Consider the following 24,766-nt stretch of genomic DNA (forward strand, 5'->3'; position numbering starts at 1 on the left):
AAGGAGTTTATAAAAATGGGATCATCCCTTGCTGAAGTGCTCTCTGTTGATCAGGAGAAATGTGTCAACTGCTATGTCTGCATTGCCTCCTGCCCGGTGAAGTTCTGTAACGATGCCTCCGGGGACGGGGTGGTTGTGGATCATTCCATGTGCATCGGCTGCGGAGAGTGTGTCCGAGTCTGCACGCACAACGCCCGAACCGTTTTGGATGATACCCCCGCCTTTTTGCGTGACCTGGGCCGGGAAAAGATGGTGGCCGTGGTGGCGCCTGCCGTGGCGTGCGCCTTTCCGGGGCGGTACCTCCATGTAAACGGCTGGCTTACGTCCCGGGGCGTGTCTGCGGTGTTTGACGTGAGCTTCGGGGCGGAGCTGACCGTCAAAAGTTACCTGGCGCACATGAAGGAGAAGAACCCCCCGTGCGTCATCGCCCAGCCCTGCCCCGCCATTGTGAATTACATCGAACTTTATGCCCCGGAGCTGATTTCCCACCTCGCACCGGCGGACAGCCCCATGCTTCACGTGATGAAGATGATCAAGCGCTTCTACCCCGCCTGGAAAGACCATAAAATTGTCGTGATCTCTCCCTGCCTTGCCAAAAAGCGCGAGTACCTGGAGGTGGGCATGGGGGACTACAACGTCACCATGAGTGAGCTCTCTGATTATTTTGAGCGGGAAGGCATTCGCCTGGAAGATTTTACGCCGGTGGATTTTTCCAACCCGCCTGCGGAGCGGGCCGTGCTCTTTTCCAGTCCCGGGGGCCTCCTTCGCACGGTGGAGCGCTGGGAAGGCGGAGCGGCCGTCCACGCCCGGAAGATCGAAGGGCCTTCCGTGGTCTACCCGTACCTGAAGACCTTAAAGCAAAGCGTCAAAGAGGGGGTGGCTCCGCGGTTGGTGGATTGCCTGAACTGCGAACACGGCTGCAACGGGGGCACGGCGACCCCGGACCGGAAGCAGTCCCCGGACCGCCTGGAGCATGAGGTCGAAAAGCGCAATCGGGAGATGCAGGCAGGCCACCGAAAGTCGGGGCCGCGAGCCGAGGCGCGGACAAGAAGGAGCCTGGAGAAACTCCTGGCCGAGTACTGGGAGCCCGGCCTGTATACCCGGAGGTATACCGACCGCAGCGCTGACAACAAGATCCGGATCCCTTCGAAAACCCAGCTGTCTGCTGTTTATGGCGACATGGGCAAGCACTCGGCGGCAGACCTGTACAATTGCTCGGCGTGTGGCTACAACTCCTGCGAGAGCATGGCCGTGGCCATCTTTAACGGCATCAACAAGGCGGAAAATTGCGCCCACTACATCATGGACGAGAACCGGAAGCTCATCGACCGCATCAATGCCCGGGCCATGCAGGACGAAGAGATCGCCTCCATCGATCAGTCCACCCGGGATTTGTCAAGCAACATGCAGAGGATCTCCGGAAATATCGATGAACTCAACAGCAGCATTGCCGAGATTTCGCGGGATGTTCAGGAGAGCAAGGCCGTGGCTGAGGAGGCGTCTCGAAACGTCGACGGCTCCGGGGAGGCCTTCAGCGGGCTGCAGGCCGCAAGCCTTGAGATCCCCGACGTCCTGCAGTTTATCAACGACACCGTGGACAACCTCTCCCTGCTGGCCCTGAACGCCAAGATCGAAGCCGCCCGTGCCGGAGAGGCCGGCAAGGGCTTTGACGTGGTGGCCATGGAGGTCAAGGGCCTTGCCGATTCCACGGCAGGGGCCGTGGTGCGCATCCGGGAAATCACGGAAAAAATCGTCTCCGCCTCCAAAAACGTCAACCAGGCCATGGACGCCCTGCGCGGGTATGTGACCACCCTGGAAGAGTTTCAGGTCTCCATCGCAGCGGCCGTGGAGCAGCAGAGCACCAACACCCACAATGCCTCGGGACTCCTCCAGGATCTCTCCTGTGCCGTGGCGGACATCCACGCCAACCTCAGCCGCGTGGCCGAAGGGTAAAGGGCTTCGAAAAAAACGCGCCTCCGGCGGCCCTGCCGGGGGCTAAACTTTTAAAAAGTTTAACAAACAGATCTTAAAAAACGATTGGCGAGTAACTCCTTATTTTTTAAGTCGGATGTGAATTTCCCCGAGGAACGAGGGGGGACGCACATTCGCAACCTGCTTTCGAGGTGGCACACCTCGCCGCCGGAGTTATTCCGGTTAAAGTCAAACGAATTCCCAATGTCTGTTATCGTGTTTCCAGAAGAATGAAATAGGCCTCTCCTGCAAAAACGGCTGCCACATGTCACACATCACGCGAATGCCCCGAAAGCATGTGTAAAACGACTGCCTCCATGCATTCGCCATAGGGTTTCAAGGTGCCCCCACCTTGTCGCCGGAGGCATTGCTTTTAGTCCCTTACTCGGCGGGGCGCTCTTCCAGGCTTTTGAGGAAATTCATCACCAGGGCGTTGAAGGAGGCCGGTTCCTCCACGTTGACGATGTGGTGGGTGCCGGGTAGGGTCATGAGGGTGGCATTTTGCATGCGCGCTGCCACCTCTTTTTTGTGGTCCAGGGGGGAATAGTCGTGTTCTGAGTGGATGAGGAGGGCGGGGCAGGTGATGCGGTGGAGCCGGTCCATGACGCTCCAGTTCTTAAGGGCCCTGAGGGAGGAGAGGTAAGGGCGCCTTGGGTTTTCGGCCCATCGCGCCGTCAGGGTCTCCCGAAGGGGGGCCATCTCGGGCTTGGGGAACACGTGCCCTGCGATGAATTTACCCATGGCTCCGGGCCCCATGAGGGCCGAGAGGATGAGGCGGCTGTAGTAGAACCGCTTTTGGGTGAAGGTGTCCACGGGCACCATGCCGCTCATGTTGGTGACGACCATGGATTTGACGAGGTGGCCGTGGTCCAAGGCAAGGTGGAAGGCGACGGCTCCGCCCATGGAGAGCCCCACCACGTGGGCCGGCTCCGACACGTGTTTTTTGAGGAAGGTTCCCACATCCTTTGCAAACAGGGCCATGCTGTAAGGGCCTTTGGGCTTGTCGCTTTTGCCGTGGCCGCGGAGATCCACGGTGAGGACCCGGAAACGGGAGGCGAATGGGGCTATCTGGTATTCCCAGTCCCTGAGACTGGAGCCTAAGCCGTGGAGCAGGAGGAGGGGGGGACCGTCTCCATGGGATTCGTAGTGCATGGAGAGGCCGTTGACGATGGTTCGGGGCATGGCGGAGTCTCCTTTGAGGGCTCCTGGATGCGGAACGTTTACAAAAGGCCCCCGGCTGATGAGCCGGGGGCCTTTTTGGGTCTTTTAAGGCCGTTACATGATGGTGTTTCCGTTGATGGTGACGTGGCCTTCTTTGACGATGGCTTTGGTGCGGTAGTACATCTCGTCGGAGACAAGGAGTCCCTGATCCATGAGCTGCATCAGCTGGCCGAGGTCCACAAAGTTGTTGAGAAAGGCTTTGGGGAGGGCCGCTTCAAACTCGGCGTCCAGGGCCTGTGCGATAAAGGCTGCGGAGGGGAGGTTGATGGCCTGCTCGCCCAGAATCTTGGCATAGCCGGTGGCGGTGAGGGTTTCGTCATCTCCGGTGCCGAGGCTCAAGGTGGTGAGGGTGAGTTTCGGATCGCGCTTCAGGATCTCGGGGAGGAGTTCCATGACTTTTCCCATGAGCATCATGCCGTACATCTCGGAGCCCATGGCATCGGAGGCGGCCGCTTCGTTGATGGTCTCCCGGAGGGTGTCTATGGATGCCTTGTCCAGGTTGTCCAACATGAGCTCAAGCTTGGCCGGGGCAAAGGTGACGTAGTTGTTGACCAGCCTGTCGAAGCCGGTTTCAAGGGTGGAGTTGTAGACCTCTCCGGCCTCCTTGCTCAGGGCTTCCACGTAGGCCTTGTCCAGGACGAAATGGATGTTGGCGGCCTTGCTGTTACAGGCGATCTTGGCGATGTCGTAGCGTGCGCTTGTGTCTCCACCCGCCTTGGCTGCCGAGAGGGTCAGCGAATCGATGATGAAGGCTTCGTTTTCGCTCTCCTTGATGGAAAAGGAGGGCATCTCCGCTTTGAAGTCGAAGTCTTTGGAGCCCCAGTTAAAGGTTCCGTTTCCGGTGAGACCTGCAAAATCGATGTTCACCGGGGAGGACCCGGATTCAATGGACTTGGCATAGGCAGCGATGCTGTAGACGCTTGAGATGGTCTTGTTGAAGCCGATGAGGCTCTTCATCTCAAAGGGAGGGATCTCCTTAATCATGGCGGCCATCTCTGGGTCGGATTCAGCCACGGGCTCAATCCAGACGGTGGAGTGGTCCAGAGCCAGGCCCATGGCGGACCCGGAGGAGAGGGCAGCCCAGAATACGGGGCCGTGGATGACGTCGCTTTTAAAGCGGATGTCCGCGGGAAGGGCCAGGTCATCTCCCATGGTTTTGAAGGTGATGGTTCCGGTGATGACCGAGGAGAACCAGCCCCTCTGGTAGTCCAGATCTTTGATGTCCAGGGTCGGGTTCTGCTGGAGGGATTCTTCGGTGATCTGCGTGTAGAAGGTCTGGACCTGTTTGCCGATATACCATGGGGCGCCCATCAGAAGAACAAGAATGAGAAGGATTATGCCGCCGAGTACTTTTTTCATAAAATCTCCGTGAGATATGTGTCAGGGGTTCGAGATTGAAATAATTACAAAAACAATGATGGCTAACATATCAGCAAATGAATGCGAGTAAAATAAAAAAGGGGCAGGCTGCGTAAAAGTGGTTGATTATGCGCTACAATGGAGGCTCTCCCCCGGGCTTGAAAATCCCGGGGAAGGGGTGGGTGAAAAGGGCGTGAGGCGGCCCTGTCAACGGCCTGCGGGGCTGTTGACAGGGGACACTTTCATGTCAGGCGCGTCGCCTTTTAAAGGCCACGGTGCCCATGCCGGAGAGGATTTTCCAGACGGTTTTGTAGACATTTTCACGGGGCCTGGGGTTCCGGCCCATGCCGAGGTAACGCATCTGGTTCTCGTACCAGGTGATCTCCAGCATGGTGATGCGATCCAAAAAGGCAAAGCCCGTGGTGAGGGGCCGGACGGAGCTGGTGACCGGAGCGCCGGAGAGTACCTTGCCGGCCAGCCCGGGGTCCACCACCAGGGGCCGGGCAAGGCCCACCATGGCGATGGCTGTCTCGGAAAGGGTTGTTTTCATCACCTCAGCGGTTCGAAACCCGCCGGTGAGGGCCATGGGCGTGGAGACGGCCCGGGCCGCATGGTCCGCAAAGGCCATGAAGTATGGGGTGCCCTCTTTTTTCCTGCCGCGTTGCCCCATCATGGCCGGTGCTTCGTAGTTGCCCCCGGAGATCTCCACCAGGTCGATGCCCTCGGAGTCTAAGGCGTTGATGACGGCCAGGGCCTCCTCTTCAGTCAACCCGTTTCGTTTAAAATCCGAAGAGTTGATCTTTATGCCCACCGGAAACTCCGGGCCCACCTCCCGCCGGATGGCCCGGTAGATCTCCAGTACAAAGCGCATGCGTCCGGCGATATCCCCTCCCCAGCGGTCTGAGCGGTGGTTGTAAAGGGGCGAGAGAAACTGGCTGACAAGGTAGCCGTGTGCCCCGTGGATCTGGACCCCGGTGAAGCCTGCGCGCTTGACAGTCCCTGCGGCCTTGGCAAAGCGGTCGATGATTTCAAGGATCTCGGCGTCGGCCAGGGCCCGGGGGGTGTTGAAGGCCCGTTTAAGGTCCGAGGCGTAGGGAACGGCCGACGGCGCCACGGGCTCCGGGGAGAGAAAGGCCGGGGACTGGCGACCCGGATGGTTGAGCTGAACCCAGATGTGGGCCCCGTTTTCTTTGCCGCTTTCGGCCCACCGGGACAGGGCTGCCATGTGGCGGTCGTCTTCAACCACCACATTGTTGGGCTCCCCCAGGGCCCGGCTGTCCACCATGACGTTGCCGGTGACAAGGAGCCCGGTGCCCCCTTGTGCCCACCTGCGGTAGAGACGGAAGAGTTCCGGCGTGGGGCCATGCCCACGGTCTCCCATGATCTCGCTCATGGCGGATTTGACGATGCGATTTTTCAGGACGGCTCCGCAGGGGAGGGTGAGGGGGGCGGCGAGGGGGCTGACGGCTGTCTTCATGGGACTCTCCCTTCGGGTGGATTAAGGGGTGGCTTTTTTTGTTGTGTGCAGTCCAAACGTAATCCTGAAATCGCCGAATGCAAGTGGTTTTTCTCGTGGCACCGCAAGGGGCGGTCCTTTCGCTTTTTTTTAATGCGCGGTACAATGATGGCTCATTGCGTTAAAAAAAACGGGTTGTTGTCCGGATGCTTGCACACACCGGGGCTCTTCCCACCGGTCCCGTCGCACGGTGGTGCCGCTGACTGCCCCCTTGCCTGCTTTGCCAGGGAGGTCCCCATGAACCACGCCCATCACCACCATACCCCCACCGGAAGTCGCCTGGGGGCAACCATCGCCATCAATGTCGTCATCACCGTTGCCCAGGTGGTGGGGGGGCTTCTCTCGGGAAGCCTGGCCCTTCTCTCCGACGCCCTTCACAACGCCAGTGACGTGGTGGCCCTTATCATCAGCGCCATCGCCGAAAAGCTCATTACCCGCACCTCCACCCCGGAGAAAACCTTCGGCTACCGGCGGGCCGGGGTGGTGGCCGCCATGATCAACAGCGTCACCCTCATGGCCATTGCCCTGCTTCTTATCAAGGAGGCTGTGACGCGCCTCATTCATCCGGTGGACGTGTCTCCTGGGCCGGTGATCCTCTTGGCGATTCTGAGCATTGCCCTCAACGGGCTCTGCGTCCTTTTATTAAAGGAAGAAGCCGAGGGCAGCCTCAACATCCGATCCGCCTCCCTGCACCTTTTCACCGACATGGTTACCTCCGTGGCCGTCCTGGCAGGGGGCGTAGCCGTCGCCCTTTTCGGGGTGCACCGCCTGGACAGCCTGCTCTCCATGGGCATCGCCCTGTACCTGATCTACGCGTCCTGGGGTCTTGTGATCCAGAGCCTGTCCGTACTCATGCAGTTTACCCCGCCTTCCGTGGACGTTTCAAAGGTCGAGGAGGCCATGCTCGAAGAGAAGGCGGTGCGCAACATCCACCATCTCCATGTCTGGCAGCTCACCGACAACGACATCCACCTCGAAGCCCACGTCGATTTCCATGAAGACCTCCCCTTGAGCCGCGTGGGGGACACCCTGGCAGGGATCGAAGCGCGCCTGCGCAACCGGTTTCATGTCACCCATGTCCTGTTGCAGCCCGAATTTGAGGTGTGCGACGACACGGATCTCATCGCCGACGCCGCCTGCCGGCGCGAACCCCATGACCATTAAATACATCTGCACCCCGGCGCCTTGCCTTCTATGGTTATAGTGCATGGAAAAGCCTGCCTCCGGCGGCGAGGTGTGCCACCTCGAAAGCAGGTTACGAATGCGTTTTCCCCTTCGTTCCTCAGGGAAAATCACATTCGTCTTTGATTCAAATTGAACTGGATTGATTTTTAAAACCTGTTTATCAAACTTTTCAAAAGTTTGGCCCCCGGCAGGGCCGCCGGAGGCTTTTTTACAGGTACTCGCTGCAAAGCAAAACGGGCGACACCATCGGTAGTGATGGGTCGCCCGTTTTGCACATCTCAGGGGAGGAAGTCCGAAGGCGCCCCGTTCAGGGGGTGGGCGCCTTCGGGGCTGGGGTCAGGATTTGTTGATGCTGAGAATGTATTTCACGATGCCTAAGGTCACATAGACCGCCGCAACGACGTTGATGGCAAAGGATGTATAGATAATGGCTTCAAGCATGGAGTTCCCTCCTTAGATGGACTCGGGTTGAAAGTTTCGGGACGGTGTCGTGTTTTTTGTCATCTGGTGTACCACGACCATGGTGACGATGTTGGCTGCCATCCCCACGATGTTGGACGGCAGGCCCAAGGGGTCGCCGAGGACCTTGGGACCCCAGATAAGGGCCGTTAAAAGGCCCACCACCACGGCGGGGGCGCCGACGTAAGGGGAGATGCCTTTTTTCCAGAAGAGGGCCACGAGCAGGGTGGGGATCACGGCAGGCGCCCAGAGGTTGTACACGTAGATCATCAGCTCGAAGATCTTGGGGAAGGCCAGGGCAATGCCCACGCCGCCGACACCGATGACGATGGTGATCTTCTTGGTCCAGGAGAGGAGTTCCTGCTGGCTGGCTTTGGGGTTGATGAACTCGTTGTAGATGTCCCGGGTGAAGATGACCGCTGCGGTGTTGATAAAGGAGTCGCCTGTGGACATGACCGCCGCCAGCAGGGCACCGAAGACGAGGCCGGAGATGCCGGGGGGCAGGGTCTCTCGGATCAGGGTGGTCAGGGCCAGGTCGGGCCTTACATCGGGCTGGATCACCAGGGAACACACGCCGATGACCAGGGTGGTGACGAGGAAGAACATGTAATAGCCGCCGAAGATGGTGACCCCCCACTTGCTGTCTTTGGGGGAGGCGCCGGTGGCGTATCGCTGGATGAAGTAGGGCGCGGCCATCTCACCGAACATGAAGGTGAGGAAAAAGGCGAAGATCTTGGTCATGCTCCAGTCGGAGCGGAAGAAATCCACCTTGTCGGCAAATTCAGGACCCATGGCGATGACGGTCTGCACCGCTTCATTGATGCCCCCCACCTGGTTCAGGGAGAGGAAGGCGCAGAGGGTGATGCCAAGGGCCAGGACCACAAACTGGATGGCGTCGGTGAGGATAACGGCCAGCATGCCGCCTGCCCAGGTGTAGGCGATGGTGATCACCGAGGAGATGACGGCCGCCGGGATCAGGGGGATACCGGTAACGGTCTGGAGGATGCGTCCCATGGCCAGGATCTGCACCCCGAACAGGGCGATGACAAAGGCGAAGGAGACGATGCTTGAAGCCAGGCGGCCGCTTCGGCCGAAGCTCCGGCCGAACAGGTCGCCCACCGTGTAGACGTTGGCACCGGCTTCACGCACCTTCGGGGCGATGTAAAGCCCGCTTAAGACCTGGCCTAGGGCCATGCCCGAGATGCCCATAAGAACAATGATGCCCTGCTTGTGCACAAAGGCGATACGCCCGATGGTGGAACCGCCGCCGCAGAGGGTGGCAGCCACGGTTGCAAAGAGAATGGCCATGGGGATGGAGCGGCCGGCAACAGAATAGTCGTCGAAATCTTTGATGTTTTTCATGGAGAAGACGCCGATACCGAGTACCAGTGCGAAATACCCGAAGATCAGTATCATGTCCAACGTGGATACTGCCATACTTCCTCTACCTCCTACGTAGATTCGATGAAAGAGACGGGCACAGCCTTCAACAAGGCCGTGCAGGTGAACTCTCACCGAAGCAACCGACACCCCGGCTCCCTGGTCGGGGCCGGAGAACAGCGGCGATGGCTCGGTCCGTATGGCAGGCGCCGTTGCCTGGGTTGAACCGCGGGTCGGGCCATCATCAATGTTCAAAAGTGTACGCCATTTGTCGCTTCGATTGCCAGTACAATATCTGATATATCTGATTTCTGTCAATGGAAATTATTCATTATGTGATCTGCGTATCATTATATGATAAAAATAGACATGGCCAAGCTTTGGAGAATGGGCTAATTTTCCTTGAATTTTGAAAAGCGGTGGCGTATACATTTGTTCATAATATGAAGTTTTATCATAATATGAATTAATGGAGGTCGCATGTCAGACATCAAACGCCACGGCACCCCCACGGGCGGGGGGCTTCCCATCTCCAAGGCGGTGGAGGCCGACGGCTGGCTCTATGTCAGTGGTCAAGTCCCGCGAAACGAAAAGGGCGAGCTGCTGGCCGGCAGCATGAAAGCCGAGGCCGAGCTTGCCTTTGACAACATGGTCAAGGTCCTTGAAGGCGCCGGATACACTATGGACAACGTGGTCCGGGTGGGGGTGTGGATCGACGACCCCAGGGATTTCGCCGAGTTCAACAAGGTGTTCGCTGCCCGATTCTCTTCTGCCCACGCACCGGCACGGGTGACCATCCAGTCCTCCATGATGTGCGACTGCAAGGTGGAAGTGGACTGCATCGCATGGAAGGCGTCCTAACCCGGGTATCATGAAAATCACAGGATCCAAGAGACGATGATATTAGGAAACAGATCGAAAAAATCGGCCGATCGCAGGCAGGTGGATGTGCTCGTCATCGGCGGCGGGGTCACCGGCGCCGGCGTGGGGTTCGGCCTGGCGAAAAAAGGCGTCCGCGTGTGCGTCATCGATGACACCCCGGTGGTGGACCGCGCCTCCCGCAGCAACATGGGCCTTATCTGGGTGCAGTCCAAGGCCCTGGGGATCCCCGAGTACATGCGCTGGGGCTTTAACTCCTCCCGTCATTTCCCCGGGCTCATCGCCGAACTCGAAGAGACCTCGGGCATCCACATCCCCTACAACCCCACCGGCGGCCTCATCCCCTGCGTGGGAGAAGAAGAGTACGGGCGGAGGGCCGAGTACATCGAAGGGCTTCGCAAAGAGGCGGGGGACTTCGGCTACAACGGCACCATGATCAGCCGGTCCGAGCTGGAAAAACTGCTCCCGAAGATTTCTTTTGGCGACAAGGTATGCGGGGCGGCCTGGTGCGAAGAGGACGGCTTTCTGGAGCCCCTTAAGATGATGTTTGCCATGCGCAAGGCCATGGTGAACTTGGGGGGGACCTTCCTGCCCGAATGCCGCGCCCATACCATCCGGCGCGAGGGCTCCGGCTACCTCGTCACCACCAGTCGGGGAGAGATCGCCTGCGACAAGCTGGTGCTGGCAGGGGGACTTAGCAACCGGCAGCTCGGGGCCTGGTTTGACCTTAAGGTGCCCGTGACCCCGGACCGCGCCCAGGACCTCCTTACCGAGCGGGTGACGGACAACGTGCTGCCCATTCCCATCCTGGGGCTCACCCAGACCCCCGGGGGGACCATCATGGTGGGCTACAAGCATGAGTACGTGGGCACGGACACGGGCTTTACCCCCGAGGCCGTGTCCTCGGAAGGGCGGTGGGCCGTGTCTGTCTGGCCCGACCTGGCAAAGCTCCGCGTGATCCGGTGCTGGAGCTGCCTGCGGGTGATGCCCGTGGACGGGTTGCCCATCTACGACACCGTGCCCGGTCACGACAACGTCTTTGTTTTCAACTGTCACAGCGCCGTGACCCTCTCCGGGATCCACGTGGCAACCCTCCCCGACTACGTGCTCGGCAACGGGCTGCCCGAGGACGGCAAGATTTTCAGCCTTTCACGGTTCACCAAGACCGGGGCCAAGTGAGGAAACCATGAGCAAGAAACCAGCCAAGGCGGAGCAGACCGTCACCATCACCGTGGACGGTGAGCCCATGACGGTTCCGGAAGGCATCTCCGTTGCCGCCGCTGTCCTGGGGCATTCCCACGACAAGCACACCTGCAAGAACAGCGTAACCAATGAGCCCAGGGCCCCTTACTGCATGATGGGAGTCTGCTTTGAGTGCATGATGGAGATCGACGGCAGGCCCAACCAGCAGTCCTGCGTCACCATTGTCCAAGAGGGAATGACCGTCCGGCGTGAACCGGCGGAGCGGGAGGGGAAATGATCCAGCAGCAGTGGGACCTTGTTGTTATAGGGGCGGGACCCGCGGGACTCTCCGCCGCAGCCGCCGCCGCTGAATGCGGCCTGGAGGTGGTGCTTCTGGACGAGCAGGCCTTTGCAGGCGGCCAGATCTATCGTTCCGTGGACGCCCCCGGAGCCAAGGGGCGCTTTCTCCAGAAGGAGGACCGGGCCGAAGGGCTTCGGATTTTAAGGCGCTTTCAAAAGAGCGGGGCTGCCTACGAACCCCGCAGCACCGTCTGGTTTGCAGAACCCGGACGCGTCCTGGCCACCCGGGACGCCCAGACCCGGGAGTACAAGACCCAGAACATTGTCGTGGCCACCGGGGCCATGGAACGTCCCGTGCCCTTCAGCGGATGGACCCTGCCCGGCGTCATGGCTGCCGGTGCCGCAGATATCCTCTATAAAAGCGCCTCGGTGGTGCCCAAAGGCCCCATCGTGGTAGCAGGCAACGGGCCCCTGATTCCCCTGATCACAAACCACCTCCTGGAGTTGGGAGCCGACATCGCCGCCGTGGTGGATACCACCCCCAAGGCCAACATGATGAAAGCCGCCCCCCACATGCCCATGGCCCTTCGGGACATCCCCTTTCTCTTCAAGGGGCTCAAGATGGTGGCCAAAATGACCCGAAGCCGCGTGCCTATACATCGCAACGGTTCTGATATCAACGCCTTCGGCAAAGATCGCCTGGAGCGGGTGAGCTTTGCCGTGGACGGCACCCCCCGCAGCGTGAGCGCCGCCACCCTCCTGGTCCATGAAGGGATCCTGCCCCGGACCCACATGAGCCGGGCCCTGGGCCTCGACCACGCCTGGAACCCGGTGCAGCGCTACTGGTACCCGGTGTGCGACGAAAACGGGAAGAGCAGCCGGGAAGGCATCTACGTGGCAGGGGACGGGGTCTTTGTCCATGGTGCCGCCGCAGCCGCCGCCAAAGGCGAGCTGGCAGGCATCGACGTGGCCCGCTCCCTTCAGGTGCTCACCGATGAAGACGCCAGGCGAAAGCGCACCCGCCCGCGCAAGGTGCTGAGCAAGGCCCTGGCCCCGCGAAAGTTCGTGGACGGCTGGTTCGCCCCCCGCAAAGACCTCTACGAGGTGGACGACGATGTCCTGGTCTGCCGCTGCGAAGGGGTCACAGCCGCGGCCATCCGCGAGGCCGTCAAAGAGGGATGCCACGAAGTCAACGACATCAAGGTCAGGACACGCTGCGGCATGGGCCCCTGCCAGGGACGCATGTGCGGCCCGGCCCTGGCCGAGATCGCGGCAAACGCCCTGGAACGCGAGGTCCCCGACGTGGGCTCCCTGCGCATCCGTCCCCCCATGCGCCCGGTCCTCTTCGGTGAGATCTGCGGCCTTGGGGGCGGGGACTAAGAAAAAACGAAAAAGCATGCCTCCGGCGGGCAGGGGATACATCCCCTGCACCCCAGGGGCGCGAATGCTCAGGGCTTCGCCCGTGATGATTTTGCTGTGGGGGTGCACGTGTAAGTCAGGGATCGCAACCCGGTCGCTGTCTCGCTTTTCGCAGGGTGTCGTCACATGGATCCTTTGGCGAAAAAGCATTCTCGAATTTGGGGCACACAGGCAAAACCAGATAATCCTCAAGGCACGGTAACGTATCCAGGTATTTCGAAGCCTGTGCGCCACCCCGTGTCAGCCGTCAACTTAGTATATCGGGCGAAGCCCGAGCCGAAGGCCCTTGCGCTTTGGCCCGAGGAACGAGGGACAAATCGCAAGGGCAATGAGCTTTCGAGGTGGCTCACCTCGCCGCCGGAGGCCTGCTTTTCGAACCGGCTTTGAGCATAAAAGGAGAGATGATGATTTTAAAGGGTGGTCTTCTCCATACGGACACCCCCATTGGTGTGCTGTGTCTGGAGTCTTATTTCCCCAAGCCCCCTGGGCATTTGAGGAATCCGGTGACCTTTGATTTTCCGGTCACCTACAAGGTGTTGCGCGGGATTGATGTGCCCACGCTTCTTTTCAACCCCACCCCGGAGCTGGTGGCTCCTTTTATCGAGGCGGCCAGGGCGCTGGAGCGGGAGGGGGCCATGGCCATTACGGGGAGCTGCGGGTTTCTTGCCCGGTTCCAGAAGGAACTCACCGAGGCGGTGAGGGTTCCGGTGCTTGTTTCCGGCCTCATCCAGATTCCCATGGTGCGGACGTTCCACGGGCCGGATGCCGTCATCGGGGTTCTCACGGCCAGCAAAGATGCCCTGACCCCCATGCATTTTGCCCAGGTGGGGGGAGACATCAACGACGTGGTCATCAAGGGGATGGAGGGCTGCCCCGAGTTCTGGGAGACCATCATCGAGGCCAGGCGCACCGACTTCGACATGGACCGACTGGAGGCTGAGATCTGCGGGGCGGCCGAGGCCCTGATGGCAGAGCACAACCTTGACGCCCTGGTGCTGGAGTGCACCGACCTTTCCGCTTTTGCCCGGAGCATTCAGGAGCGCATCGGCTGCCCGGTGTATGACATCGACGGCCTCATCGAGTACGCCCGTTACGCCGTGAAACGCAAGAGGTACCACGGGCTGTAGTGGCCTGACGCGGCTTCCATGGGAAGGCCCGTCACGTGAACGATGCCTCCGGCGTCCCTGCCGCGACCGCCAAAAAAAATGAGAAAGCTCCACCGAAACGGAGCACCGCACTCCGGTGCGGCTTTTTCGTCCGTCGTTACCCGTGCCGCACCGGAGTGCGGCGCTCCAGGGGGCAAGGGTGTTCGGGGTGTGATGCAAATACGCCGATGCTCTAAACAATGAAATGGGCCTCTTCTGCCAAAACGGCTGCCACATGTCATACACCACGCGAATGCCCCGAAACCGTTTGCAGGATGTCTGCCCCCATGCATTCGCCATGGGGTTTCCAGGTGCCCCCACCTGGCCGCCGGAGGCCTTTTTTTTATCCACTTTAACCACAGCAGGCCACTTACCGGCGCATTGGCGAACCCCTGTTGACCCTTGAAAGGGGAGCTGGTAGATTCACCCCATTATGATTAAAGGAGCTCAAAGCGCATACCGGATCCTCAATATTCTTTCCCTTATCGTGGAGGAGAGCGAGGAGACCGTTTCACCCCGGGAGATCAGCGAACGGCTGGGCATTCCAGCCCCCACCGTGCACCGCCTCCTCTCGGTCCTCAAGGAGTGCCGGTTCGTCTCCTGCGATCCCGACACCAAGGGGTACCGGGTGGGCGACGAGTGCATCATCCGGCCCAACTTCGACCGCGACCAGCGGATTCTCTCCCGGTTCTCCCCTTTGGCCCACGAAGCGGCCCGGACCTTCGGGTACACCACATCCCTCTATTCGCGGGACAACGACGACTGCACCTGCGTGGAGCGCGTGGAAGGGACCCACAATATCCAGGTGTTCTCCAGCCGGGTGGGGGAACGACGCCCTCTGGGCCTCGGCTCCTGTACCCTGGGGATCCTGGCCGTGCTTCCCACCGATGAAGGGGACGCCATCCTGGCCCGCAACGAGCCCGAACTCAAAGAGCGCATGGTGGGCAGCTGGGATACCCTGAAACTCTTCCTTGAGATCTCCCGCAACCGCGGCTACGGCTACGCCTACGACCTGGCCGTGGACGGGGCCGTGGGCCTCGCCTTTCCCCTGTGCTCCGGTGGCGAGGTGGTGGGCTCCGTCACCGTGGATGCCTTGAAGGGCGCCGAGTGGGACAACAAACTCGACGACATGGTCGCCTTCTTTCGAACCCGCCTCAACCAGCCTGCCAAAAAATAAACGTTACTGCTCAGTTTGCCTCCGGCGGCCCTGCCGGGGGCCAAACTTTTGAAAAGTTTGATAAACAGGTTTTAAAAAGCTAATTCAGGCCAATCAAAATCAAAAGCGAATGCGATTTTCCCTGAGGAACGAAGGGGAAAGCGCATTCGCAACCTGCTTTCGAGGTGGCACACCTCGCCGCCGGAGGCATTGCTTTTGTTCTTTTATGAGCCATCTTGATCCTGTGATTCCTCAGACTTTAACGATAGAATGCAGCTTTCCGGAACTAGAATAATTGCCCCAATTTTAGTATGCTTTATTGTCTTGTCTCAGTCCCGTGCCTTACCATGCCTGCCAGTGGAGGTTTTCAGGGGCCCATTTCTCTTTGGGTTTGGGGGTGCCTGACGGAGTCCCTAAGGGGATGACGTTGAGGGGGACGATGTGATCGGGCAGGTTCAGGATGTTGCTTACGGCGTCCATGCGCTCCTGCAGGGGGTAGACGCCGGTCCAGACCGCCCCCAGCCCCTTCATTTCACAGGCGAGCAGGATGTTCTGGGTGGCGGCGGAGCAGTCCTGGACCCAGAAGGGTTCTTCGACCCCGTCAAAGGCCTTGGAGAGATCGCCGCAGACCACGATGGCTGCGGGAGCCCCTTTGACGAACCCTGCGTAGGGGAGCACGGCGCCGAGCCGTGCCAACACTTCGGGGGCATCCACGGCCACAAAGGCCCAGGGCTGCTTGTTGCCGGCGGTGGGGGCGGCCATGGCAGCCCTGATCAGCTGCGTCAACGTCTCCCTTGATAGGTTTTCTTCTGTAAATTTCCTGACGCTTTTCCGTTGATAAAAGATGTTGAAGGGATCCATGTGCTGTCTCCTGCCAAAAAAAGATGTGAATGATTTGACCGTAACGCGTACAATGTTATTTTGTGTGGTTTGTGTTTGGCCGAGGGCCTGTTTTCGGCTTTGTTTTCCGGTGACAGTATAGGAAGCGGGGCGGCATGGGACAAGCAGGCACTTTTTTGTACCTTGGGCACATGGAGGGAAGCTTTCAGCGATACCGGGGTGTTGGCTGGTGAGTCTTGGGCGATGTATTTGATGGGGGGAGGGTATGCTGCAAAGTGTGTTTGGGGTGGTGGTGTTGACGGCCATGGCCTGGGGGATGAGTGAGAAGCGGCGGGTACCGCAGGCACGAAATATTCTCATCGGCTTAGGGCTTCAGGCGGCCCTGGCTTTTTTCCTGTTGAAGTGGGCCGTGTTCCGGGATGTTTTTATTTCCCTCAACGGGGTGGTCCTGGCCCTGGAGGAGGCCACCCAGGCGGGCACGGGGTTTGTGTTCGGGTACTTGGGGGGCGGGCCGCTTCCCTTTGAATCCAGCGTGCCCGGGGCGGATTTTATCCTGGCTTTTCGCGCCCTTCCCATTCTCCTTGTCATGAGTGCCCTTTCCGCACTGCTCTTCTACTGGGGCATCCTGCCCAAGGTCGTGCAGGGGTTTTCCTGGCTTCTTGCGCGCAGCATGGGCGTAGGGGGTGCCCTGGGGGTGGGGGCAGCGGCCAATGTGTTTGTGGGCATGGTGGAGGCTCCCTTGCTTATCCGTCCGTACCTGGCCCAGCTTACCCGAAGCGAGCTCTTTGCCGTCATGACCTGCGGTATGGCCACTGTCGCCGGCACGGTCCTGGTTCTTTACGCCGGGTTTGTGGGCACCATTCTTCCCGGTGCCCTGGGGCATATCCTCACCGCGTCCCTTATCAGCGTGCCGGCAGCCCTGATGGTTGCACGGCTCATGGTTCCGGAAACCGAAACCGTCACCTCGGGTACCCTTGACCCACAGCAATCAGCCTCCAGCAGCATGGACGCCATCAACCGGGGAACCCTGGCCGGGTTGACCCTTTTTCTCAATGTCACCGCCATGCTCCTGGTTCTCATCGCCCTGGTGCACATAGTGAACCAGGCCATGGGGCTGCTGCCGGACCTGGGGGGCGACCCCCTGACCCTCCAGCGGATTCTCGGGTGGCTTATGGCTCCCCTGGTCTGGCTCATGGGCATTCCCTGGGCCGAAGCCCGGGTTGCAGGGGGCCTCATGGGGGTGAAGACCGTCCTCAACGAGCTCCTTGCCTACATCCAGCTGGCCAACCTCCCCGAAGGGACCCTTTCCTCCCGGAGCCAGCTCATCATGACGTATGCGCTTTGCGGGTTTGCCAACTTTGGCAGCCTGGGCATCATGCTGGGCGGGCTCAACGCCATGGTCCCGGAACGGCGGGAGGAGATCGTGGGCCTCGGCCTGAAGTCCATTGTCTCCGGCACCCTGGCCACCCTGATGACCGGCGCCATGGTGGGGGTTATGATGCCCTGAAATAGGAAAGAACTTTCCGTTGTTCCCTACGTCGAATGCATGGTCGGCGACCATGTGTCTTTTTACACGCGCTAAACAGGAGAGCATGATGGATAAAAACACGTTGTCTCACCCCTTTAACGCCAGTATAGAGCCCGGACCCATTCACAAAAACAAGGTGGTGACGGCCCAGGAGGCCGTGGAAATTGTCCAGAACGGCGATGTGATCGGCCTCGGTGGGTTTGTGGGGAGCGGGTTTGCCGAAGAGGTGGCCCGGGCCCTGGAGGAGCGTTTTCTCTCCTCCGGTGCCCCTGTGGACCTTACCCTTTACTTTGCCGCGGGTCAGGGGGACGGCCGGGACCGGGGGGCCAACCATCTGGCCCATGAGGGTCTGGTCAGGCGGGCCATCGGCGGGCACTGGGGGCTGATCCCCAAGATGCAGAAGCTCGCCATGGACAACAAGATCGAAGCCTACAACTTTCCCCAGGGTTGCCTGGCCCATATGCTGAGGGACGCAGGGGCCCACAAACCCAGGACCATCACCCGGGTGGGTCTGGGAACCTACATCGACCCCAGAAACGGCGGGGGCAGGATCAACGAACGCACCACCGAGGAGCTGGTGGAGCTCGTGACCTTCGACGGCAAAGAGTACCTGGCTTATAAAACCCAGCCCATTGATGTGGCCATCATCCGGGGAACCACGGCCGACCCGGACGGGAACATCAGCATGGAAAAGGAGGCTCTGACCCTGGAGAGCCTCTCCCTTGCCATCGCGGCGAAAAACAACGACGGTTTTGTCATCGTCCAGGTGGAGCGCATTGCAGGCAAGGGGGCGCTCAGGCAGCGGGACGTGAAGATTCCGGGGATCATGGTGGACTGTGTGGTGGTGGCAACCGCAGCGGAAAACCACATGCAGACCTTTGACGTCCCCTACAACCCCGCCTTTGCCGGGGAGTTCCGGGTGCCTCTTTCTTCCATCAAGCCCCTTGCCCTGGATGAGCGCAAAATCATTGCCCGACGGGCCGCCTTTGAGCTGATCCCAAACAGCGTGGTGAACCTGGGCATCGGTATGCCCGAGGGGGTGGCCAACGTGGCTGCCGAGGAGAACATTTTCGACTACATGACCCTGACGGCTGAGCCGGGAGTCATCGGCGGCATCCCGGCAGGCGGCCTGAGTTTCGGGGCCGCCGCCAACGTGGACGCCATCATCGACCAGCCCTATCAGTTCGACTATTACGACGGGGGTGGCCTGGACATCACCGTCCTGGGCTTGGCCCAGGCCGATGGGGCCGGCAACCTCAACGTCAGCAAGTTCGGCCCGCGGCTCGCCGGGTGCGGCGGGTTTATCAACATCAGCCAGAACTCCAAGAAGATCGTGTTCGTGGGCACCTTCACCGCAGGAGGTCTCAAGGTTTCCGTGGCCGACGGAGCCCTTTGCATCGAACAGGAGGGGAAGGTGAGAAAATTTGTCGATGCCGTGGAGCAGATTACGTTTTCGGGCAACGTCGCCGCAGAGACCGGGAACCCGGTCCTGTATGTCACCGAGCGATGCGTCTTTGCCCTGTCGCCCGAGGGGCTGGTGCTGACGGAGATCGCGCCGGGGGTTGACCTGGAACGGGATATCCTGGCCCAGATGGATTTCCGGCCGCTGATCCCCAAGGCGCCCCGGCTTATGGATCCCCGTCTTTTTATCCCCGAGCCCATGGGACTGAAAGACGAGCTTCTCTCCATTCCCATTGAGCAGCGCCTGGTCTACGACGCCGAGCAGAAGGTCTTTTACGTCAACTTCGAGGGGCTTGCCATCCGGTCCCGCGACGAGATTCGTATCATCGACGAGCAGGTGGCGACGATCTTGTCTCCGGTGGGGGCCAGGGTGAAGGCCATCGTCAATTACGACAACTTTGATATCTCTCCTGAGCTTATCGATGAGTACATGGACATGGTGAAAACCCTTATGAATCGGTTTTACTCCGATGTGACCCGTTATACCACCAGTACCTTTATGCGGATGAAGATGGGAGAGTCCCTTAAGGCGAGGAACCTTTCGCCCCATATCTACGAAACACTTTCGGAGGCTTCTGACGCCCTGGAGTAAGGGGCCTTGCCAAAAGCGTAAAGTGCACAAGCCCGGTGGTCGTCGTGACCCACCGGGCTTTTTTTTGCTGAAAAAGGAAAAAAGGGGCGAGTATGATAATTTTTTATTGAGATTTGGCGGGTTTTTCTCTGTGTGGGGAGGGGTAGTAAGAAAATTGAAGTGCGGTGGATGTTGAATTAAACCGCTTGTTATTGTTCCTTAATGGAGATTTGACTCTCTGGCGCGTGGTCGGGGGTGCGGATGGGCGTTGCTGTTAAGAATTTTTTATTTTATCCGATATAAAAAGAGACTGGCTCGTGGTGTAGGGGCTATGACAAAAATAAAATATACACGTATTGGCGTGTGAAGCAGCTCTCCCTGAGCGTTATCAATCGGTGAATTCCCGTCATCGCTCAAACGGCCAACATGTCAGGGTATATCCTTATTTTCCGGCCGAGTCCCAGGTGCTCTTTTCTCTGGAAGAAGGAAAAGGCGGCGAGTCCAATTGATTCAAGGCAAAGGAGTTGTTTTTGAATTATTTAACAATCAAGACGAAGCTGATCGCCGCGTTTTCCCTCGTGGCGCTCATTCCCGTTGCGGTGATCTGCGCGGTGACCGTGGTGGAAGTGAACACCTCCTCCGAGGCGCATTTTGTTGATTCCACGACCCGCGAACTCAAGCAGCTGGACAACGCCATGGTGCAGTTTGTGGATATGGTAAAGACATCGGCGAGATACGCGGCGGCACGGCCGGAGGCGAGGGGGGCGGACCGTTCAGTGCTCAGCTACCTTCCGGGAGTCGCGGCCCACTCCAACGATCCGGAGCGGGAAGGGGCGGTGAACAGCGCGATTTATCACATGCTGGAAGGGATCGAGGCCTCCAACCCTGCCTTTCATGAGGTGTTCTTCGGGAGCCGTTGGGGTGGTTTTGTGTCGTCCCAGAAAGCTGTGCCGCCCAAGGGGTATGACCCGCGTCAAAGGGAGTGGTACACGGCTGCCGCCGAGACAAAGGCTGCTGCGGTCACTTCGGCGTACGAGAGCATGGGGGCTGACGGTGTTCGGGCAGGAGGGATCTCCTTTGTGGCTCCTGCCTTCGACCCCTCGGGCGAGGTGGTGGGTGTCGTGGGGATCGATGTTCCGCTGACGAATCTGACGAAGATGGTCCTGGACATCAAGATCGGGAAGCGGGGCTTTGTCCTTCTCGCCCAGGGCGACGGGACCATCCTGGCCAACCCGAAGGCTCCCGATACGAACTTCAAGAAGATGTCGGAGCTGGATCACCCGGTTTTTGCAAGCCTTGATCGCATGTCCGAAGGCCGGGTGGAACTGGAGGAGGACGGGGTGGGGTACTATGCCTGCGTCTACACCTCTCCTGAGTTGGGCTGGAAGTATGTCGGGGTCATCGAAAAAAATGAAGTGATGGCTTCCGGGCACAAGATGGTCGTTGCGGTGGTCGCCATAGGTGGGGTGCTGCTGGCCCTGTTCGTGGGGGTTGCCTTTCTGATCTCCAATGCCATCACCCGGCCCATCAACCGTACCTCTGAAATGCTGCGCGATATCGCCGAAGGGGAAGGGGACCTGACCCGTCGCCTTGACGTGACCTCCAAGGATGAACTGGGAACCCTTGCCACCTTCTTCAACGCCTTTGTGGAGAAGATCCATGCCATCATCCGCGAGCTCTCTTTGCATGCGGAGGAGGTCACAGGAGCCGGAGTTGAGCTTTCGGAGCTGTCAAAGAACATGTCCGGCGGTGCAGGCGAGATGAATGCGCTTGCAGGCGGCGTTACTCGGTCCGCCGAGGAGATGAGCACCGTCATGGCCAGTGTGGCGGCGTCCTCCGAGCAGACGGCCACCAACGTCAACACGGTGGCCGCGGCAACCGAAGAGATGCGGGCCACCATCGCAGAGATCGCCGAACGTTCTGAAAAGGCGCGGGGGGTGACATCGGACATGGTGGGTCAGGCCCATGGGGCCAGGGCGAACATGGATGCCCTGGGTCAGGCCGCTGCAGAGATCGGAAAGGTTACCGAAACCATCACCGAGATTTCCGAGCAGACCAACCTTCTGGCCCTGAACGCCACCATCGAGGCGGCCCGTGCCGGAGAGGCCGGCAAGGGGTTTGCCGTGGTGGCAGGAGAGATCAAGGCCCTTGCGGCCCAGACGGCCGAGGCGACATGTGAGATCCGCTCGCGTATCGACGGGGTGCAGTCCTCTTCCGTGCAGTCGGTGGAAGGGATCACTCGCATCTCAACGGTCATCGAGGAGGTCAGCGAGCTGGTGGGGGCCATCGCGGCTGCCGTGGAAGAGCAGTCCGTCTCCACCGGGGAGATCGCCGAAAATCTGGCCCAGGCATCGGCGGGGCTCCAGGAGGTGAACGGGCAGGTGGTCCGGAGCTCAGGGGTCGCCGAAGAGATTGCCCGGGATATGGGGGGCGTGAGCCATTCAGCACAGCAGCTTACTGGTGGCAGCGGTGCGGTTAATGCCCGGTCGGAAGAGCTTTCCCGCCTTGCCAATGGCTTGAAAACGGTGGTCGGTCAGTTCAAGGTGTGACAGATGGCTTGATGAGAGGCTGGCGGGGGGATCGTGTTGGTTGTCCTGTCGGCCTTCATGGAAAACGTGGCTCCTGCCGGATAACCTTCATGGGGAGCCATTTGAAGTGACACATCCGCAGCTTGATGCGGAAGGGCCCGGTGGCTTGTGAGAATCACCGGGCCCTTTTTGTTGTGTCGGGAGGCTCTCGGTCCGTTCGGTGACGGGATTTCGTCAGTGTCGTAACGGTTGGCGATTACTTTATTGCAGGCTTCTTTTGTTTGATTATGTGCCTGTATACATGATGTATGTGCTTGGTTTTATTTATTTGTATGGCGTGAAAAATAACATTAAAGATTTCTAGCTTCGCTCCGATATGAATTTGGGCCATCCCGTGGGAAGGGGTCGTGTTTCTTAGTGGTTAGGAAATATCGACAGGTTCAACGGTTTTTATTTTAAAGGAGTTTTTTTTGAGCTATCTGACAATCAGGAAGAAGTTGATTGCTGCGTTTTCCCTCGTGGCACTGGTTCCCGTGGCGGTGATCTGTGCGGTGACCGTGGTGAAGGTGAACACCATCTCCGAGGCGAATTTCGTCGATTCCACAACCCGGGAACTCAAGCAGCTGGACAACGCCATGGTGCAGTTCGCGGATATGGTGAAGACCTCGGCCGGATATGTGGCGGCCAGGCCCGAGTTGAAGGGGGCCGACCGTTCGGTATTGAGTTACCTTCCGGGCGCTCCGGCCCATTCCGCTGACCCGGAAAAGGAAGGCGCGGTCAATGGTGCGATTTATCGGTCCTTGACCGGGGTGCAGGTATCCAATAATGCGTTTTATGAGGTCTTTTTCGGGACCCGTTGGGGCGGGTTCGTCTCGTCCAATAAAGGTGCCCTGCCCCCCGGGTACGATCCGCGTAAAAGGGACTGGTACCAGGTTGCCGTAGAGAAAGGGGTTCCCTCCGTTACGCCGGCATACCAGAGCGTGACCGGTAGCGGCACCATGTCCGGCGTCATCTCTGTGGTGGCACCGGCCTTCGACCCCTCGGGGGCGCTGGTGGGGGTAACGGGGATCGATGTCCCGCTGACAAACCTGACAAAAATGGTCCTGGACATCAAGATCGGAAAGCGCGGGTTTGCCATGCTCGCCCAGGAGGACGGGACCATCCTGGCCAACCCCAAGACCCCGGAGACGAACTTTAAAAAGATGTCGGAGCTGGATCACCCTGTTTTCCAGACCCTTGACCGCATGTCCGAGGGCCGGGTGGAGCTGGAAAAAGATGGGGTGGCTTACTATGCCTGCGTCTATACCTCTCCCGGGCTGGGGTGGAAATATGTCGGGGTCATCGAAAAAGAGGAGGTGATGGCCTCCGGTCACAAGATGGTCGTTGCGGTGGTTGCCATCGGCGTGGTCCTTCTTGCCCTGTTCGTGGGGGTTGCCTTTCTGATCTCAAATGCCATCATCCGGCCCATCAACCGCACGTCTGAAATGCTTCGCGATATCGCCGAAGGGGAAGGGGACCTGACCCGTCGCCTTGAGGTGGTCTCCAACGATGAGCTGGGGATTCTTGCCACGTGGTTCAATGCCTTTGTTGAGAAGATCCACGCCATCATTCGGGAGCTCTCACAGCATGCGGAGAAGGTCACCGGGGCAGGGGCCGAGCTTTCCGAACTCTCGGATGAGATGTCCGGCGGGGCGAGGGAGATGAACGAGCTTGCCGGCGGCGTCACCCGGTCCGCCGAGGAGATGAGTGCTGTCATGACCAGCGTGGCGGCGTCCTCCGAGCAGACGGCCACCAACGTCAACACCGTGGCGGCAGCGACGGAAGAGATGCGATCCACCATTGCCGAGATCGCCGAACGCTCGGAAAAGGCGCGGGGGGTGACTTCCGACATGGTGGACCAGGCCCATGGGGCCAGGGCGAACATGGATGCCCTGGGTCAGGCCGCTGCAGAGATCGGAAAGGTTACCGAAACCATCACCGAGATTTCTGAGCAGACCAACCTTCTGGCCCTGAACGCCACCATCGAGGCGGCCCGTGCCGGAGAGGCCGGCAAGGGGTTTGCCGTTGTGGCAGGAGAAATCAAGGCCCTTGCGGCCCAGACCGCAGAGGCGACAGGTGAGATCCGTTCACGCATCAACGGGGTGCAGTCCTCTTCCGCGCAGTCCGTGGAAGGGATCAGTCGCATTTCAACGGTCATCGAGGAGGTGAGCGAGCTGGTGGGGGCCATCGCGGCTGCCGTGGAAGAGCAGTCCGTCTCCACCGGGGAAATCGCCGAAAACCTGGCCCAGGCCTCTGCGGGGCTCCAGGAGGTGAACGGTCAGGTGGCCCGGAGCTCAGGCGTCGCAGAAGAGATTGCCCGGGACATGGGGAGCGTGAGCAACTCGGCACATCGCCTTACGGATGGCAGCGGTGCGGTTCACGATCGATCCGAAGACCTTTCCCGGCTCGCCGGCGGTCTGAACGCGGTGGTCGGTCAGTTCAAGGTCTGAAAGCCGGAGCGCTTTACAACCGGCAGGGAGCCCATTACCGGCAGGTTCCCTGCCGATCACTCTTTTCAACGGATCATCACCAAACACTCACACAATCCGAACATCCCTTCATAATAGTCTCTCGTGACAAAAGAGCGAGCATGAGCCCTTGGCTCAGCGCTTTTATGTGTAATATTT

17 protein-coding genes are annotated in these 24,766 nt (G+C 59.6%); 12 read left to right on the forward strand and 5 right to left on the reverse strand.

Features of this window, described 5'->3' with window-relative positions:
• Positions 1 to 15 precede the first annotated feature (15 nt).
• Positions 16 to 1,953: a [Fe-Fe] hydrogenase large subunit C-terminal domain-containing protein gene (locus BLQ12_RS21900; protein WP_092214140.1), complete on the forward strand. Its 1,938-nt coding sequence runs from the start codon at positions 16 to 18 to the stop codon at positions 1,951 to 1,953.
• Between the two features lie 399 nt (positions 1,954 to 2,352).
• On the opposite strand, the gene BLQ12_RS21905 is transcribed toward BLQ12_RS21900, so the two are convergent.
• The 3 genes from BLQ12_RS21905 to BLQ12_RS21915 all read right to left on the reverse strand — a co-directional run bounded on the left by BLQ12_RS21905 (position 2,353) and on the right by BLQ12_RS21915 (position 6,028).
• A complete protein-coding gene (locus tag BLQ12_RS21905; protein WP_092214141.1) occupies positions 2,353 to 3,153 on the reverse strand; it encodes an alpha/beta fold hydrolase in 801 nt (266 codons plus the stop codon).
• 93 nt (positions 3,154 to 3,246) lie between these two features.
• Positions 3,247 to 4,551, reverse strand: a complete 1,305-nt coding sequence (locus BLQ12_RS21910) for a DUF945 family protein (RefSeq protein WP_092214143.1) — start codon at positions 4,549 to 4,551, stop codon at positions 3,247 to 3,249.
• A 247-nt stretch (positions 4,552 to 4,798) separates the two neighbouring features.
• A complete protein-coding gene (locus BLQ12_RS21915; protein WP_092214145.1) occupies positions 4,799 to 6,028 on the reverse strand; it encodes an NADH:flavin oxidoreductase/NADH oxidase family protein in 1,230 nt (409 codons plus the stop codon).
• A 276-nt stretch (positions 6,029 to 6,304) separates the two neighbouring features.
• Here BLQ12_RS21915 and BLQ12_RS21920 point away from each other — a divergent pair, with 276 nt between their 5' ends.
• Positions 6,305 to 7,231: a cation diffusion facilitator family transporter gene (locus tag BLQ12_RS21920; RefSeq protein WP_175470002.1), complete on the forward strand. Its 927-nt coding sequence runs from the start codon at positions 6,305 to 6,307 to the stop codon at positions 7,229 to 7,231.
• Positions 7,232 to 7,705: 474 nt separating this feature from the next.
• Here BLQ12_RS21920 and BLQ12_RS21925 read toward each other — a convergent pair whose 3' ends face one another.
• Positions 7,706 to 9,148, reverse strand: a complete 1,443-nt coding sequence (locus tag BLQ12_RS21925; protein ID WP_092214149.1) for a sodium:solute symporter family protein — start codon at positions 9,146 to 9,148, stop codon at positions 7,706 to 7,708.
• 423 nt (positions 9,149 to 9,571) lie between these two features.
• On the opposite strand from BLQ12_RS21925, the gene BLQ12_RS21930 reads away from it, so the two are divergent.
• The 6 genes from BLQ12_RS21930 (at position 9,572) to BLQ12_RS21955 (ending at position 15,193) form a co-directional block, all read left to right on the forward strand.
• Positions 9,572 to 9,952, forward strand: a complete 381-nt coding sequence (locus tag BLQ12_RS21930; protein WP_092214151.1) for a RidA family protein — start codon at positions 9,572 to 9,574, stop codon at positions 9,950 to 9,952.
• Positions 9,953 to 9,988: 36 nt separating this feature from the next.
• Positions 9,989 to 11,149, forward strand: a complete 1,161-nt coding sequence (locus BLQ12_RS21935) for an NAD(P)/FAD-dependent oxidoreductase (protein ID WP_092214152.1) — start codon at positions 9,989 to 9,991, stop codon at positions 11,147 to 11,149.
• A gap of 7 nt (positions 11,150 to 11,156) precedes the next feature.
• On the forward strand, positions 11,157 to 11,450 hold the full coding sequence (locus BLQ12_RS21940) for a (2Fe-2S)-binding protein (RefSeq protein WP_092214154.1): 294 nt from the start codon (positions 11,157 to 11,159) through the stop codon (positions 11,448 to 11,450).
• The gene (locus BLQ12_RS21945; RefSeq protein ID WP_217640377.1) at positions 11,447 to 12,832 is read left to right on the forward strand and encodes an NAD(P)/FAD-dependent oxidoreductase; all 1,386 of its coding nucleotides are present in this window, start codon (positions 11,447 to 11,449) and stop codon (positions 12,830 to 12,832) included. The genes BLQ12_RS21940 and BLQ12_RS21945 overlap by 4 nt, the downstream gene beginning before the upstream one ends.
• 440 nt (positions 12,833 to 13,272) lie before the next feature.
• On the forward strand, positions 13,273 to 13,998 hold the full coding sequence (locus tag BLQ12_RS21950) for an aspartate/glutamate racemase family protein (protein WP_217640378.1): 726 nt from the start codon (positions 13,273 to 13,275) through the stop codon (positions 13,996 to 13,998).
• A gap of 451 nt (positions 13,999 to 14,449) precedes the next feature.
• Entirely contained in the window at positions 14,450 to 15,193 is a 744-nt protein-coding gene (locus BLQ12_RS21955) for an IclR family transcriptional regulator (protein ID WP_092214158.1), read from the forward strand.
• A 321-nt stretch (positions 15,194 to 15,514) separates the two neighbouring features.
• Here BLQ12_RS21955 and BLQ12_RS21960 read toward each other — a convergent pair whose 3' ends face one another.
• Entirely contained in the window at positions 15,515 to 16,033 is a 519-nt protein-coding gene (locus BLQ12_RS21960) for a nitroreductase family protein (RefSeq protein WP_092214160.1), read from the reverse strand.
• A gap of 244 nt (positions 16,034 to 16,277) precedes the next feature.
• On the opposite strand from BLQ12_RS21960, the gene BLQ12_RS21965 reads away from it, so the two are divergent.
• The 4 genes from BLQ12_RS21965 (at position 16,278) to BLQ12_RS21980 (ending at position 24,589) form a co-directional block, all read left to right on the forward strand.
• A complete protein-coding gene (locus tag BLQ12_RS21965; RefSeq protein WP_092214162.1) occupies positions 16,278 to 17,519 on the forward strand; it encodes a NupC/NupG family nucleoside CNT transporter in 1,242 nt (413 codons plus the stop codon).
• Between the two features lie 85 nt (positions 17,520 to 17,604).
• Positions 17,605 to 19,593, forward strand: coding sequence for an acyl CoA:acetate/3-ketoacid CoA transferase (locus tag BLQ12_RS21970; RefSeq protein ID WP_254782096.1), 1,989 nt, complete (start codon positions 17,605 to 17,607; stop codon positions 19,591 to 19,593).
• 509 nt (positions 19,594 to 20,102) lie between these two features.
• The gene (locus BLQ12_RS21975; protein WP_092214166.1) at positions 20,103 to 22,121 is read left to right on the forward strand and encodes a methyl-accepting chemotaxis protein; all 2,019 of its coding nucleotides are present in this window, start codon (positions 20,103 to 20,105) and stop codon (positions 22,119 to 22,121) included.
• 449 nt (positions 22,122 to 22,570) lie between these two features.
• On the forward strand, positions 22,571 to 24,589 hold the full coding sequence (locus tag BLQ12_RS21980; protein WP_092214168.1) for a methyl-accepting chemotaxis protein: 2,019 nt from the start codon (positions 22,571 to 22,573) through the stop codon (positions 24,587 to 24,589).
• Positions 24,590 to 24,766 lie beyond the last annotated feature (177 nt).

It is taken from the genome of Desulfoluna spongiiphila (assembly GCF_900101345.1).
Classification (GTDB): domain Bacteria; phylum Desulfobacterota; class Desulfobacteria; order Desulfobacterales; family Desulfolunaceae; genus Desulfoluna; species Desulfoluna spongiiphila.